Annotated in this window: 15 protein-coding genes; 8 read left to right on the top strand and 7 right to left on the bottom strand. The window is 59.5% G+C overall.

Annotated features, from left to right (window positions below; all coding sequences use genetic code 11):
* Positions 1-153 precede the first annotated feature (153 nt).
* A complete protein-coding gene (gene lon / locus ABWU19_RS12630; protein ID WP_435902036.1) occupies positions 154-2,604 on the bottom strand; it encodes an endopeptidase La in 2,451 nt (816 codons plus the stop codon).
* Positions 2,605-2,756: 152 nt separating this feature from the next.
* Here lon and ABWU19_RS12625 point away from each other — a divergent pair, with 152 nt between their 5' ends.
* Positions 2,757-3,749 carry a DUF1517 domain-containing protein gene (locus ABWU19_RS12625; protein WP_435902035.1) on the top strand — a complete coding sequence of 331 codons (993 nt, stop codon included), beginning with the start codon at positions 2,757-2,759 and terminating at the stop codon, positions 3,747-3,749.
* 10 nt (positions 3,750-3,759) lie between these two features.
* On the opposite strand, the gene ABWU19_RS12620 is transcribed toward ABWU19_RS12625, so the two are convergent.
* A complete protein-coding gene (locus ABWU19_RS12620; protein ID WP_435902034.1) occupies positions 3,760-4,239 on the bottom strand; it encodes a redoxin domain-containing protein in 480 nt (159 codons plus the stop codon).
* A 129-nt stretch (positions 4,240-4,368) separates the two neighbouring features.
* Here ABWU19_RS12620 and ispG point away from each other — a divergent pair, with 129 nt between their 5' ends.
* Entirely contained in the window at positions 4,369-5,592 is a 1,224-nt protein-coding gene (gene ispG / locus ABWU19_RS12615; RefSeq protein ID WP_435902033.1) for a flavodoxin-dependent (E)-4-hydroxy-3-methylbut-2-enyl-diphosphate synthase, read from the top strand.
* 273 nt (positions 5,593-5,865) lie between these two features.
* Entirely contained in the window at positions 5,866-6,060 is a 195-nt protein-coding gene (locus ABWU19_RS12610) for a hypothetical protein (RefSeq protein WP_435902032.1), read from the top strand.
* 58 nt (positions 6,061-6,118) lie between these two features.
* On the opposite strand, the gene ABWU19_RS12605 is transcribed toward ABWU19_RS12610, so the two are convergent.
* Together ABWU19_RS12605 and ABWU19_RS12600 are read right to left on the bottom strand one after the other, a co-directional pair.
* Complete coding sequence (locus tag ABWU19_RS12605) at positions 6,119-6,685, bottom strand: thioredoxin family protein (protein ID WP_435902031.1); 567 nt, start codon at positions 6,683-6,685, stop codon at positions 6,119-6,121.
* Positions 6,686-6,732: 47 nt separating this feature from the next.
* The gene (locus ABWU19_RS12600) at positions 6,733-7,695 is read right to left on the bottom strand and encodes a type I phosphomannose isomerase catalytic subunit (RefSeq protein WP_435902030.1); all 963 of its coding nucleotides are present in this window, start codon (positions 7,693-7,695) and stop codon (positions 6,733-6,735) included.
* A 259-nt stretch (positions 7,696-7,954) separates the two neighbouring features.
* Between ABWU19_RS12600 and ABWU19_RS12595 the strand changes: the two genes are divergently transcribed.
* Both ABWU19_RS12595 and ABWU19_RS12590 read left to right on the top strand, forming a co-directional pair.
* Entirely contained in the window at positions 7,955-8,581 is a 627-nt protein-coding gene (locus ABWU19_RS12595; protein WP_435902029.1) for a metallophosphoesterase, read from the top strand.
* Complete coding sequence (locus ABWU19_RS12590) at positions 8,578-9,381, top strand: SDR family NAD(P)-dependent oxidoreductase (RefSeq protein ID WP_435902028.1); 804 nt, start codon at positions 8,578-8,580, stop codon at positions 9,379-9,381. The genes ABWU19_RS12595 and ABWU19_RS12590 overlap by 4 nt, the downstream gene beginning before the upstream one ends.
* A 59-nt stretch (positions 9,382-9,440) precedes the next feature.
* Here the strand turns inward: ABWU19_RS12590 and ABWU19_RS12585 are convergent, their stop codons facing one another.
* From ABWU19_RS12585 to ABWU19_RS12575, 3 genes are all read right to left on the bottom strand, one after another.
* The gene (locus ABWU19_RS12585; RefSeq protein ID WP_435902027.1) at positions 9,441-10,058 is read right to left on the bottom strand and encodes an alpha/beta hydrolase; all 618 of its coding nucleotides are present in this window, start codon (positions 10,056-10,058) and stop codon (positions 9,441-9,443) included.
* A gap of 20 nt (positions 10,059-10,078) precedes the next feature.
* Positions 10,079-11,035, bottom strand: coding sequence for a ring-cleaving dioxygenase (locus tag ABWU19_RS12580; RefSeq protein ID WP_435902026.1), 957 nt, complete (start codon positions 11,033-11,035; stop codon positions 10,079-10,081).
* A gap of 203 nt (positions 11,036-11,238) precedes the next feature.
* Positions 11,239-11,775 (bottom strand): YceI family protein, encoded by a 537-nt coding sequence (locus ABWU19_RS12575; protein ID WP_435902025.1) that lies wholly within the window; start codon positions 11,773-11,775, stop codon positions 11,239-11,241.
* Between the two features lie 127 nt (positions 11,776-11,902).
* Between ABWU19_RS12575 and ABWU19_RS12570 the strand changes: the two genes are divergently transcribed.
* The 3 genes from ABWU19_RS12570 to ABWU19_RS12560 all read left to right on the top strand — a co-directional run.
* On the top strand, positions 11,903-12,253 hold the full coding sequence (locus ABWU19_RS12570; protein WP_435902024.1) for a winged helix-turn-helix transcriptional regulator: 351 nt from the start codon (positions 11,903-11,905) through the stop codon (positions 12,251-12,253).
* 158 nt (positions 12,254-12,411) lie between these two features.
* Complete coding sequence (locus ABWU19_RS12565) at positions 12,412-12,714, top strand: winged helix-turn-helix transcriptional regulator (protein WP_435902023.1); 303 nt, start codon at positions 12,412-12,414, stop codon at positions 12,712-12,714.
* A gap of 52 nt (positions 12,715-12,766) precedes the next feature.
* On the top strand, positions 12,767-12,948 hold a 182-nt coding region (locus tag ABWU19_RS12560; RefSeq protein WP_435902022.1), incomplete at its 3' end, for a hypothetical protein.

Raw genomic sequence — 12,948 nt, 5'->3', positions numbered from 1 at the left:
TGGTTTCCACCCCAAAATCCTAAAGTCAAGGTTGAGGGGTGCGGAATGTGGGCGATATGAGAGCGGTTCCCACGAATACCCAGCATATGGAAACCTCTCTTGAGACAGCCCTTTTTATGAATTGGGATTGCAGCATGCTCTCTGAAGACCGCTCTAAGCCCTTGCCACAGGCTGTTCTTTGCTCCGGCGGGTCTTCTTCGAGGGAGGTGCCGCCTTGCGCTCGAGGGCCCGCAGCCCCCCTACCAGCGTCCAGTCCAGCACCTGGTCCAGCGCCTCGGCAAAGTGAAACTGAAGGTTCTGGCGCAGGTAGGCAGGGATGTCTGAAAGGTCGGGCTGGTTTTGCTTAGGCAGAATCACCTCGCGGATTCCCGCACGGCGAGCGCCCAGCACTTTTTCTTTCACACCCCCAATGGGCAGCACCCGCCCGGTAAGGGTAATTTCTCCGGTCATGGCCACATCGTTGCGCACCGGGATTTCGGCCAGGGCCGAGACCAGCGCCGCAGTAATGGCAATGCCCGCCGAGGGGCCTTCTTTGGGCACGGCACCCGCTGGAACATGGATATGCACGTCTGAGTTATCGAAGCGCTCGAGGGGGATACCAAAGCGAGCCGCGTTTTTCTTGGCGTAAGAAAGGGCTGCACGCGCCGACTCCTTCATTACGTCGCCAAGCTGGCCGGTCAGAATCAGGTTGCCTTTGCCCGGCATGACCGAGACCTCGATAAACATGATGTCGCCCCCCACCGGGGTGTAGAACATCCCCGTGGCCACCCCAATCTGGGGCGTTCTGGCCTCAGATTCGGGCTGGAAGCGCGCCGGGCCCAGGTATTTTTCCAGGTCGGCTTCGGTGATGCGTACCCGCTTTTTCCCGCTTTCCAGAATGGCGCGGGCAGACTTGCGCAACAAGGTGCCGATCTCGCGCTCGAGGTTGCGTACCCCGGCCTCGCGGGTGTAGTGGGTAATCAGGCGCATCAGGGCAGCCTCGGTGAGGTGTACCTGGTTTTCCTTAAGCCCATTCTCGCTCATCTGACGGGGCAGCAGATACCGCTTGGCGATCTCGAGCTTTTCCTGCTCGATGTAGCTGGTAAACTCGATCAGCTCCATGCGGTCGAACAGGGGCCCCGGAATGTTCTCGGGGAAGTTGGCGGTGCAAATAAAGAGCACCTCGCTCATGTCAAACGGAACGCCCAGGTAGTGGTCGGTGAACTCCTTGTTTTGCGCGGGGTCAAGCAACTCGAGCAAGGCCGCTGCCGGGTCGCCCTGGTAAGAAACCCCCAGTTTGTCTACCTCGTCCAGCAAGATGACGGGGTTCTTGCTGCCAGCCTGGCGCATGCCCTGGATGATGCGCCCTGGCATGGCCCCGATGTAGGTACGGCGGTGGCCTCGAATATCGGACTCGTCGCGGGCCCCACCCAGTGAGATGCGGTGGTATTTACGGCCCAGGCTCTTGGCGATGGACTTGGCGATGGAGGTCTTCCCTACCCCTGGCGGCCCCACAAACAGCAAGATGGGGCCTTTGGAAACCTCCTCTGGCGGAATTTCGCCCTTTTGCTGGCGCTCGAGCTTCAGCTTGCGCACCGCCAGGTACTCCAGCACCCGATCCTTGACCTTTTCCAGCCCATAATGGTCTTCATCCAGGATTTTTTTGGCTTCCCGCAGGTCAATCTGATCCTGGGTGCGGGAGTTCCAGGGAAGGTTGATGATCCAGTCCAGATAGGTGCGCACCACGCTGGCTTCAGCCGAGTCGGGGTGCATGCGGGCAAAGCGGGAAAGCTCGCGCTCTACTTCGGGCAAAACATTTGCAGGCAGGTTCAAAGCGGCAATTTTCTGGCGGAACTCCTCCACCTCCACCTCGCCCTCTTCACCGTGAAGCTCGCGCTGGATGGCCTTCATCTGCTCGCGCAGATAAAACTCCCGCTGATTTTTATCAATTTCTTCTTTCACCTGCTGCTGAATACGGCGCTGGGTCTCCACCAGGTCCAGCTCAGCATCCAGCAAGATGGCAATGCGCTTGAGGCGATCCACCACCGAGGAGGTAGCCAGAATCTGCTGCTTGTCTTCCAGCTTGAAGTCGAGGTGGAAGGCAATGTAATCAGCCAGCTGCGAAGGGTCTTCCAGGTTCAGCACAAACTGCGCCACCTCAGGCGAGACATACTTGCCCTCGCGCAGCAGGTTCTCAAAGCGCTCCTTGACCTCTCGGAATAGCGCCGTCACCTCGGTGGTTTTGCCTTCAACCTCGGGCAGCCGCATCACGCTGGCCTCCAGGTAGCCGGTGGCCTGGTAATACTGCTGTACCCGTACCCGGGCAAAGGCCTGCACCAACATCTGCACCGAACCATCGGCGTTTTTGCGCATGCGGAGGATGTTGCAGGCGGTGCCCACGTCGTACAGGTCGTCCGCGCCGGGTTCCTCAACTTCTTTGTCCCGCTGGCTGACAATCAGAATAACCCGCTCCTGGGACAGAGCGGCCTCGATGGCCCGTATGGATATAGCCCGCCCCGCATCGATGGGCATGACCATGCTGGGGTAAATTACCGAGCCCCGTACCGGACATACCGGGAGCCTCTCGGGAAGGTTTGTGTTATTTTTTTCGGTTTTGTCGTTCATAATCAACTCCGTATCTATCGCAAGTGTACAGGCAGTCCCAACATTGGGGGTTTTGCTCGAGTGGGTCCACACCCTGAGTGTATTATTATCAAGTTTACTGATTATATCAATGGCAATAAGAACCCCCAGCACAATGCCGTATGCTGAAACAGATGAGACGCACTGGGGTTTGGGTTCTTCTATTGCTATGGGCCCTGGTTTCCTGGCCCGGCAGCCCTGCCGGTAACAGTCTGGGCGGGCCGGGATGGAGCGGGGCCGTCGCCCAGCGCAGTGGGGGTGGCGCAGGTGGCCGGGGCGGCTTTTCGGCACCCCGCTCGAGCCCCTCCATTCCCAGGGTCAATCCCTCGCCTTCTCCCTCCCTGCCCCTGCCAACCCCACGCCGCTATCCCAGCTACCCCACCTACCCCCGCGACTACTACCCCCCCAGTGCCCCAGGCTACCCCAGCACCCGACCGCCCATTTTTGTAACTCCAGGAGCGGGCTACAACTTCGACCTGATCGCGCTAGTGTTCATTGTGGGCATCGTTGTGGTCAGCTTATCGATGGTGCGGGGGTTGCAACGGGCCGCAACTGGCCCTGGGGCAGGCAGCGAGCCCGAGAGCACAGTGGCCCGGCTTCGACTGGCCACCCTCTACAGCCCCCAGTTGCAGGCCAGCCTGCGCCACACCGCCGAGGCAGCCGACACCGAAAGCGTGCGGGGGCTGGCCGACCTGATAGACAATACCGCCGTGTTGCTGCTGCGTGAGCAGGCTGGCTGGCGGTATGGCATGTATGAGGTCTGGAGCGGCAGCCTGGACAAAGCCGAGGGGCAGTTCGATGCCTGGATGACCGAGACCCGTTCGGAGTTTATTGAAACCTACCGGCACTTCGAAGGCGAAGAAGTGGTTCAGGGCGCTTATCAGCCCAGGGCCGAACCCGATGGGCGCTACCTTCTGGTAACGCTGTTGCTGGCCGTGAGCGGCAGCCTGCCCCCAGTACCCACCCCCTTGCGCCGCGAGGGGGTGCGGCAGGCCCTGATGGCCCTGGCCACCTCGAGCCCAGTAAACACCCTGGCCGCCTACGTGGCCTGGACCCCCGAGTCCGAGGGTGAAGCCCTCACCGAGCAGGACTTACTTCTGGGCTGGCCTCGGCTCGAGCTGCTCTAACCGGATGCCATTAAACCCTGGCCCCGACCAGGGCCTTCACCGCTTCGGCCACCTCCGGGTAGGGGGGCTCCTGGGACGCCACCTCGGCTACCCAGGCCCAGGTAATGCGGCCAGAAGCATCGAACACATAGGCCGCCCGCTGGGAAAAGCCGGGTAGACCCCGCAGGCTAATCTCGAGCCCAAAGGCCCGGGTGGCTTCCCGGTTATAATCGGAGAGCAGCGGAAAGGCCAGACCCAACGACCTGGCATAAGCGGCCAGGGTCCAGGGCGTGTCCACACTCAAGCCATACACCTCAACCCCAAGCTGGTTGTACTCCGCCAGCCCATCGCGGAAGGTGCACAGCTCCTTTTCGCACACCCGGGTGTGTGCTGCCGGAAAAAAAAGCAGCACCCCTGGCCTTCCTTGTGCCAGCCCCGCCAGCGATACCGGCTCGGCAGAAGTGTTGAACACGGTTACCTCGGGTAGACGGTCTCCTACGTGAATCGCCATAGCCCAAGATTACCCAATTTTTTCGGGGAAGCGCTCCCCCCAATCCAACACGCCCAATGGGCCGCTGTTCGGGCCAACCCATGCCCTGGTCTACTTTTCGCTCGACCGAAGGATATTAGACTTGAAGGTATGGTAGTCAAACGCCGCAAAACGCCGACGGTCTGGGTGGGGAAAGTACCCAAAGGGGGCGACCACCCTGTGGTGGTGCAATCTATGACCAATACCGACACTGCCGACATCGAGGCCACCGTAGCTCAGGTCTGGGCCCTGGCCCGCGCGGGCTCCGAAGTCGTGCGCATGACCGTCAACAATGACGAAGCCGCTCTGGCCGTGCCGGAAATCAAGCGTCGCCTGGCCGACCTGGGTGTGGATGTGCCCCTGGTGGGCGATTTTCACTTCAACGGCCATATTCTCTTGCGCAAGTACCCCCAGATGGCGCTGGCCCTGGACAAGTACCGCATCAACCCGGGAACAGTGGGAAAAGGCAAACAACAAGACCCCAACTTCCGCATCATGTGCGAGGTGGCGGTGGAATATGGCAAGCCGGTGCGGATTGGGGTGAACTGGGGTTCGCTGGACGCAGGCTTGCTCGAGGAGATGATGGACGCCAATGCCGCCCTGCCCGAACCCAAAGATGCCCACCAGGTCACGCTCGAGGCCATCGTAGAGTCGGCGGTTCGTAGCTACGAATGGGCCCTGAAGTATGGCCTCAGCGAGGATAAAATCATCCTATCGGCCAAGATTTCTAACGCCCCCGACCTCTGGTGGGTCTACCGCGAGCTGGCCCGGCGTACCCATGCGCCGCTGCATTTAGGGCTAACCGAGGCCGGTATGGGCGTGAGCGGCATCGTGACCAGCACCGCGGGCCTGGTTCCCCTGCTGGCCGAAGGTATCGGCGACACCATTCGGGTCTCCATCACCCCGGCCCCCGGCGAGCCCCGCACCAAGGAAGTAGAAGTAGCCCTGGAAATCCTGCAATCCATTGGGGTGCGGCAGTTTACCCCCAGCGTAGCCAGTTGCCCTGGTTGCGGACGCACCACCAGCACCTTCTTTCAAGAGCTGGCCCTGCAGGTTTCCACCCGCCTGAGCACCCAGATGCCGGTCTGGAAAAACCAGTACCCTGGTGTCGAGAACCTCAAGGTGGCGGTAATGGGGTGCGTGGTCAACGGCCCTGGTGAGTCCAAGCACGCCGACATCGGAATTTCGCTGCCCGGCACCGGCGAGGCCCCCCGCGCCCCGGTGTATATAGACGGACAGCTTGCCACCACCCTCAAGGGCGACCAGATCGCCGAGGAGTTTATGGGCATGGTGGAAGAATACATTCAGAAGCGCTTTGGCAAGCAGATGGCCTAGCCCGCTTCCACGAAGACCCCACCCGTCCAGCCGCCTTTCTTGTGGTCGGCTGGTGTTTTTGGAGTACACCCAGGGCAAGTACGGCAGCAGTTCGAGTAGCAGTAGGTCTGGTTACACCATTTTAGGCCGACTTTTGTGTAATGTATTGGTTTCTACAATAACTTTTGTGTTGCAGTTTTTGTGTATATTTTGCCTATGGTGTATAAGTGTTCGGATTTGCGTTTACATAAATGACACAATTTGCCCTAACCTGGTATCCAAGGAGGGAATACCATGGAGACCACCCTGATTCAGAGCAGCAACACCCCAGTGACGCAGTACCAGGGCTCGAGCCGCCTGATCCGTCCCGCGCGCCTGATTCTCAGCCGTCCCCCCGCCAAGAGCTCCGTGAAAGCCATCTGGGATGGCTTCCGCATGAATAGGGCCTGGGGTGAGGCCATCGAAACCTACGACCTGAACCACGAATAGTGCAGCGGCAAAGAAAAAAAGCGGCGGCCTGGGCCGCCGCTTTTCCTGTGCGCTGCCTTCAGCCAATGGTCACGCTAGGCTCGTTGCCGGGCTTCCACTTGATGGTGCAGCCAATGGCGTTGGCTTCGGTAACGGGGGGCTCCTGCCCCTGTACCAGGGCCGCCAACACCAGATCCAGGGTATGCTCTCGCACACTGGAGGGGTCTTTGGGGGCGTCGTTGACCCGCCCGTGGTAGCAGAGCTTGCGGCTCCGGTCGAAGACGAAGACTTCTGGGGTACGCAGGGCTTTATAGGCCTTTGCGGTGGCCTGGGTCCGGTCGAGCAGGTAGGGGAAGTTGAAGTTGTGCGCCGTGGCAAAGGTCTGCATGGCCTCAGGTGAATCTTCTGGGTAGCGCTCGTAATCGTTGGGGTTGATGCCCACAAAAGCCACCTTACCCCGGTATTTTTCGGCCAACGCAACAATTTCTCGGATAGAGCCCTTGACATAAGGGCAGTGGTTGCAGATGAACATCACCACCAAAAACGGCTCGCCAAAGGCCGAAAGCTTGATGCTCTGCCCCGAAAGGTCGGGTAATTCAGCGTCGATCAGGCGGGTGCCTAGGGAAAGCTGGTCGTACTGAAGCATGGCTTTATGCTAGCAAAATTTGTGCAGCAAAGCGCAATTAGCACTCACTAAACAAATCGAACCGAGTTCGGATACCAGTCCAACCAGTCTACCGAAGGAACAAACGTGCCCAGCAACCGAGCCTGTCCGGTAAGTTCGATGGCCTCGCCCGCTCCAACCAGCAGGGTATCGCCCCAAGCGAGCGACCCTTCCAGCCATTCTGCCCCTCCCACAACTAGGGTCAGGAGCAAGAAACTGTCCTCGGGCGCTCTGAGGGTAAGCCTACCCCGCAAATTGTAACGCTCGAGCACAAAGGCCTCGCAGGCCAGCAGGATTTCTTTGTGATGCGCAGGCAGCGGGGTAAGGTGCGGAAGTGGGGTGGGCTCGAGCTTCGCAACGTCGAGCCCTTTCTCCAGATGCAGTTCGCGGGGCCGCCCGTAGTCGTAGAGGCGGTAGGTCAGGTCGGAGCGCTGCTGTACCTCGTAGAGCAGCAAACCGGGCCCCAGCGCATGAATGGTTCCCGCCGGCACGGGGATCACCTGCTCCGATGTCACCCACTCGCGCCAGAGCCAGTCCCAGAGGGTGCCGTCCTGGGCCGCCTGGGCCAGGCTTTGGCGCTCCAAGGGCTCACGCAAGCCATAGATGATCTCGCCCTCGCCCTCGAGGATGTACCAGGCCTCGGTCTTGCCATGAAAACCACTGGCCGCCTCCACGCTGTGCGCATAGGCATCGTCGGGGTGTACCTGCACCGAGAGCCACTCGGCCGTATCGAGGAATTTGACCAGCAAGGGCAGCTCGAGGCCATACTTGCTGTAAGCGGCCTGGCCGATAAAGTCGGCACCAAGTTCTGGTAAAACTTCCACTAAGGTTTTTCCCGCCAGCGGCCCTGAGCGAATGCGGTTCTGGTCGTAAGCCAGCCACAGCTCCCCAATGGGGTCTTTGCTTTGCAGGCCAAGCCGCTCGGCAATGCGGGTTCCTCCCCAGACCCGCTGCACTGGTTTGGCCTCGAGGTCTACCACAGTATGCTTCATGCTGCCGATACTATAGCCTCGCAAACCCAACCAGCATGCCAAATGCACCAATCCCGCCCCGCGCCAGGATTTGACAAACTCAACAATGCTGGTCTATGTTTGGGTCTATTTGTGAAACCGATTGCCTTTCGAGCCTCGCATTTTAGAATGGTTTTCAGAAAAAACGCCGCAAGGCCACAAAGGTCTACTTGCTCTGCGGCCAAGGTTTTTTGTCGCTGGCTTTGGCAAAAATAGCAGACTGCAACAGGAGCATCCCGCAATGCGTATCTTAGCGCTCTCCGACCAGGTTCATCCATTTATCTATCAGGAGCGCTTTCCCTACAACCTGCCCGCTTTCGATCTGGTGTTGCTGGCCGGAGACCTTCCGGGCAGTTTTATCGAGTTTGTGGCTACCAAGGTGCGGGTTCCGGTGGTGTATGTGCACGGCAACCATAAAGAAGAGTACGTCCAGGATTACCTGGGTAACCTCACGGCCCCTGGGGGCGCCATCAAGGCCCATGGGCGCATTGTGGAGGTGGCGGGGGTCAGAATTGCGGGCTGGGGGGGGTGTCCCCGCTACAACGACCGCGACATCGGCCAGTACAGCGAAATCGACGCCAAAGCCCGGTTTTTGTCCTGGTATCCGATTTTGCTGCCACGCCGTTTGCGCACGGGGCACGGGGTAGATATCCTGCTTAGCCACGCCCCACCCCCGGGGCCTCACGCCGGGTCCGACTTTGCCCACCGGGGCAGCACGGCCCTGGGCTTGTTCCACCGCCTGTACCGACCCAAAATACATGTACATGGCCATATTCACCTCTACGAAGCCCAGCCCAGGCGTGAGTACACGTCCCCCGAGGGGGTGCGGGTCATCAACGCCTTTGCGTACACGCTGATCGAGCTATGAATGTTTCAGGAAGACTGTGCGTCGTCAGTGGAGCCAGCAGTGGCATTGGCAAAGCCACGGCCCTCGAGCTCGCCGCACGCGGGGCCCGGGTGGTACTGGTGGCCCGCCGAGCAGAGGTACTGCTGGAGCTATCCAGTCAGATTCAGGCTGGGGGTGGGCAGGCCTGGGCCTTTCCCGCCGACCTGAGCAAGCCCCAGGAGGCATTCCGTCTGGGCGAACAGGTGCTTGGGGAACTGGGCACCCCCGATATTCTGATTCACAGTGCCGGAGCAGGTGAGTGGCGCTTTCTGGACGAAACCCCCATAGAAGACCTACAGCGCCTGATGGACACCCCCTATTTCACCGCTGCCTACCTGACCCGGGTTTTTCTGCCCGCCATGCTGAAACGAAACCAGGGCTTCATTCTCTCGGTCTGTTCGCCTGCCAGCCGGCTGGTCTGGCCGGGGGCTACCGGTTACGTGGCTGCCCGCTGGGCCCTGCATGGCCTGACCGAGGCCCTGCGGGCCGATTTGCATCACAGCCATCTCAAGGTTTGTGCTTTTTTTTCGGGCAAAATTAGCGATAGCGAGTATTTCATCCGCAACACCCATACCGAAAACCGCATCCCCAGGGTGGGGCGGTTAATTCCCGAGATCACCTCACGCCAGGCTGCCTTAGGCATCGCGCGGGCCATCGAGCTCGAGGCCAGGATTATGTTTGTGCCCTGGCAACTCTACGCCTTCGACCTCCTGGCCCGCTGGTTTCCCCGGATTGCCGAACACCTGGCCTGGAATACCGGAGCCAGGCGAAAGGGGCCATAGGGCGATTCCCATAAATGCGCGGCATTTTGCTGTGCGTGTTGACGAAAGGCCACATCAGCTCAGGCCAGATTCAGATCCAGCCAGGCTTTGGCTGCCGACAATTCCTCCGGATGGAGTTGATGGCCCCCCTGTTGCCAGCGTAGCTGAACCCGCGCACCGGCGTTTTCCAGGCGGTCTGCCAGGGCCTGCACCCGTGCCACAGGCGACCAAGCGTCCTGGGTTCCGGCGGCCAGAAAGGCGGTTTTCCCGATCAGATTGGGAAGTGGCGCTACCTCCAAAGGCAACACCGGACGCAGCAAAATCGCCCCTGCCAGTACCTCAGGGTGCAGGAGCATCAGGGCCGCAGCCATGTTCGCGCCGTTGGAATACCCGAGCGCATATACCTGGCTGGCATCCAGGCCATAGCGACGGGTGGCCTCCCAAACAAACTGGGCCAGGTCGGCGGCCTGGGCTTTGAGGTCTTCTTCGTCGAAAACACCCATGGCCAGGCGCCTAAAAAAGCGCGGAGCACCGTTTTCCAGCACTTTACCTCTGGGTGAAAGAACCGCCGCACCGGGCGCAAGTTGGTGGGCCATCGGCACCAGATCGTGTTCGTTGCCGCCGGTGCCGTGCAGCAGCAGTAGCGTGTGGCTCGAGGTTCCAGCCTCAAAGTGGTGAACAAAAGATAAGGGGGTCATACCAGCCGCCGGGAAGAGCATCAAGGTTTTGGCAAGCTCGGGTTGGGGGCCTCGAGCCTGGGCAACACCGCCTCAATTTGCGGGCGCTGCGGTTCCAGCCAGGGGGGCAGCACCAGCGCTTCCCCCAGTTGGGCGGGGTCTTCGTCCACGGCAAAACCCGGGCCATCGGTGGCCAGCTCGAACACCACGCCTCCCGGCTCATTGAAGTAAACCGACTTGAACCAGAAGCGATCGATCTGTCGGGTGGCCGGGATTCCCGCCGCCAGAATCTGTTTGCGCACCTCCATCTCGTGGGCGGTGTCGTCTACGCTCCAGGCCAGGTGGTGAATGCTGCCGGTTCCCCACTGGCCCCTGGGAAGGTTGGGCAGTTCTTTGATGTCCACAAACCTTCCCGAGCCGCCGCCCGCTACCGTGTAGCGGCTCCAGCCTGCCTCGTGTCCGGCAAACTCAAACCCCATCACCTGGGTCAGAAAATCGGCGCTGGGGGCCAGGGCCTGCTGCCACAGCCGAGCGCCGTGCAAGCCCATAATCTGGCGGTTTTCCGGCACATCGGTACGTTCCCAGGGGCTAAAGGGACGGGGCGTGGTCTCGACCAGGGCCAGCTCGAGGCCATCGGGGTCGCGGAAGGGCAGGGCCTTCTCGCCAAAGCGCTCCTCGGCAGCCCCCAGCCGCACCCCGTAGCCCTGCAAGCGGGCCTCCCAAAAAGCCAGGCTTCCCTGCGGTACAGCGAGCTGCACCTCCACCGCAAGCCCGGTGCCTTTGCGGGCAGGGGCCATGCTTTCCCAGGGAAAAAAGGTCAGGTCGGTACCGGGACGCCCCTCTGCATCGGCGTAGAAAAGGTGGTAGGTGCCCGGGTCATCCTGGTTGACGCTCTTCTTGACCAGGCGCAGCCCCAACACCCCCGCGTAAAAATCCAGGTTACGCTGGGCCTTACCGGCAATGGCGGTGATGTGGTGAAGTCCGTTGACGGTTTTCACTCCAGCTCCTTTCGTATGGAGGCAAGTTGCGCCAGGGCAGATTGGCAAAACCAGCGGAATGAGTCAATGCATACCTGGCGCAACCTAAAGCGAACTTTCGGTACGGCATCTTGTATTTCGCTTATGGAGACACTTAAACAAGCATGAGCCCCCTTGTTCTTGGCCCTGGAATGAGGCGAAACCCGCAGCTACCAGCCAGAATATCACGCAGCAACCTCAGACTGGGCCGCAACCGCCTCGACTTCGATCTCGAACCTCACCTCTTCCCCCACCAGCAATGCCCCGAACTCGAGTACCTGGTTCCAGGTAAGCCCCCAGTCCTTGCGGTTAATGACCCCCGAAGCCGTCGCGCCGGTACGGGTCATACCCCAGGGGTCCTTGATGGCAGGGCTCACCTCGGCCTCAAACACCACCGGCCGGGCGGTATTACGAATCGTTAGCTGGCCGTGAATTTTGTATTTGTTCTGGCCCAGTGCTTCAATTTGGCTGCTTTCAAAGCGTATTACGGGGTATTGCTCGGCATCCAGAAAATCGGGGGAGCGCAGGTGGGTGTCGCGCTGGGCGTCACCTGTTTCAATGCTGGCGGCATCAATCGACACTTCAATTTTGCTCGGGGCACCCTGTTCGTCTGTCAAAACAGTGCCAGCAACTTTTTTGAACTGGCCGCGTACGGTAAAAAAGCCCATGTGCTTTACAGCGAAGGCAACGGTGGTGTGGCTGCTATCCAGATTCCAGTTCATAGTAACGCTCCTCCTGCTTCGATCCGCTGGGTCATTTCGGATCAGCTAGTGTATGCTATTATATAGCGCTTTGTTCTGTCAAGCGTTTGGGCAAAAAAAGTAATAAGTGTGCTATCATTGGAGCAGTATGGCTAAAGCTATCGCTTCAGAAGCCACAGAGGCAGACCACAACTTTTGTCCTGTTTACGAAGCGATTAACGTATTACAGGAGAAATGGACTTTGCATATTATTCGCAGCCTATTGAATGGCCCCAAAGGCTTTAACGAGTTATCCAGGGCGGTCGGCGGCTGCAACCCGGCAACCCTGGCCCAGCGCGTTGAAAAGTTAGAGCACCTGGGCATCATCTCTAAAACCATTCACTCCACCATGCCCCCGCGAACCAGCTATGCCCTAACGGAGGCCGGGCAGGCTTTACAGGCCGTTATAGAGGCCATAGACCGCTGGGGACGCCAGTACCTTCCTGGGCCAGCCGAGTAATCAATCGGTTGGTAGAACCATCCGCATCTGCTTGGCAAGCTGTACCCTTGCCGGTGTTGATTCGGTTGCATTTGCGAGAATCATTTCCAAACCGACCGTATGGTTGCTTTGTAGCGCCAATATACCTGGGTTGGAAAGGTCTTGGGTAGGCTAGAGCTATGGTTAAATCTAAAGAACTGCACCTCGAAGATGTGCTGGAAGTATTGGGTCAACGCGGGGTGTATACCATATTGCGCTCATTAGAGCAGCGTGCATTGCGCTTTGGCGCATTACAGCAAGCCACTGCCCTGCCCCCCAGAAGCCTGTCGTTGCGCCTCAAAGAGCTCGAGGAGATGGGCCTGATTAGCCGAACCGAGTACCAGGAGGTTCCACCGCGCGTAGAGTATGCCCTAACCCCCAGGGGGGAGGCGCTAAAACCTGCCCTCGAGGCCCTTGCCCGTTGGGAAGAGAAGCTAATCTAAGCCCCGTTAAGGTAAAAACCAGCCGAGCAACGCGGCTGGTTTTTTTGTGGGATTGGGTTTAGAGCTTGATGGCAAAGCGCAACAGCAGGTAGGCGGTATTAAAGTCGAAGTTGCTGAAACCGAATTCAGGATTGAAGGTCAGATTGGAAAGGATGTCGTAATTGGCCCCCAGGTATCAGGCTCTTATCATATACAGCATGAACCCGAACAAACCCATACCCAGCCCCATTCCTT

The organism is Meiothermus cerbereus, from assembly GCF_051297115.1.
Taxonomy (GTDB): domain Bacteria; phylum Deinococcota; class Deinococci; order Deinococcales; family Thermaceae; genus Meiothermus; species Meiothermus cerbereus_A.
Note: the sequence above shows the minus strand (reverse complement) of the source record. Positions and strands in the feature narration are given on the sequence as shown.

Bases quoted from the DNA above. Each gene is read 5' to 3' on its own strand.
- lon (WP_435902036.1), bottom strand. From the start codon at position 2,604: ATGAACGACAAAACCGAAAAAAATAACACAAACCTTCCCGAGAGGCTC.
- ABWU19_RS12625 (WP_435902035.1), top strand. From the start codon at position 2,757: ATGAGACGCACTGGGGTTTGGGTTCTTCTATTGCTATGGGCCCTGGTT.
- ABWU19_RS12620 (WP_435902034.1), bottom strand. From the start codon at position 4,239: ATGGCGATTCACGTAGGAGACCGTCTACCCGAGGTAACCGTGTTCAAC.
- ispG (WP_435902033.1), top strand. From the start codon at position 4,369: ATGGTAGTCAAACGCCGCAAAACGCCGACGGTCTGGGTGGGGAAAGTA.
- ABWU19_RS12610 (WP_435902032.1), top strand. From the start codon at position 5,866: ATGGAGACCACCCTGATTCAGAGCAGCAACACCCCAGTGACGCAGTAC.
- ABWU19_RS12605 (WP_435902031.1), bottom strand. From the start codon at position 6,685: ATGCTTCAGTACGACCAGCTTTCCCTAGGCACCCGCCTGATCGACGCT.
- ABWU19_RS12600 (WP_435902030.1), bottom strand. From the start codon at position 7,695: ATGAAGCATACTGTGGTAGACCTCGAGGCCAAACCAGTGCAGCGGGTC.
- ABWU19_RS12595 (WP_435902029.1), top strand. From the start codon at position 7,955: ATGCGTATCTTAGCGCTCTCCGACCAGGTTCATCCATTTATCTATCAG.
- ABWU19_RS12590 (WP_435902028.1), top strand. From the start codon at position 8,578: ATGAATGTTTCAGGAAGACTGTGCGTCGTCAGTGGAGCCAGCAGTGGC.
- ABWU19_RS12585 (WP_435902027.1), bottom strand. From the start codon at position 10,058: ATGACCCCCTTATCTTTTGTTCACCACTTTGAGGCTGGAACCTCGAGC.
- ABWU19_RS12575 (WP_435902025.1), bottom strand. From the start codon at position 11,775: ATGAACTGGAATCTGGATAGCAGCCACACCACCGTTGCCTTCGCTGTA.
- ABWU19_RS12570 (WP_435902024.1), top strand. From the start codon at position 11,903: ATGGCTAAAGCTATCGCTTCAGAAGCCACAGAGGCAGACCACAACTTT.
- ABWU19_RS12565 (WP_435902023.1), top strand. From the start codon at position 12,412: ATGGTTAAATCTAAAGAACTGCACCTCGAAGATGTGCTGGAAGTATTG.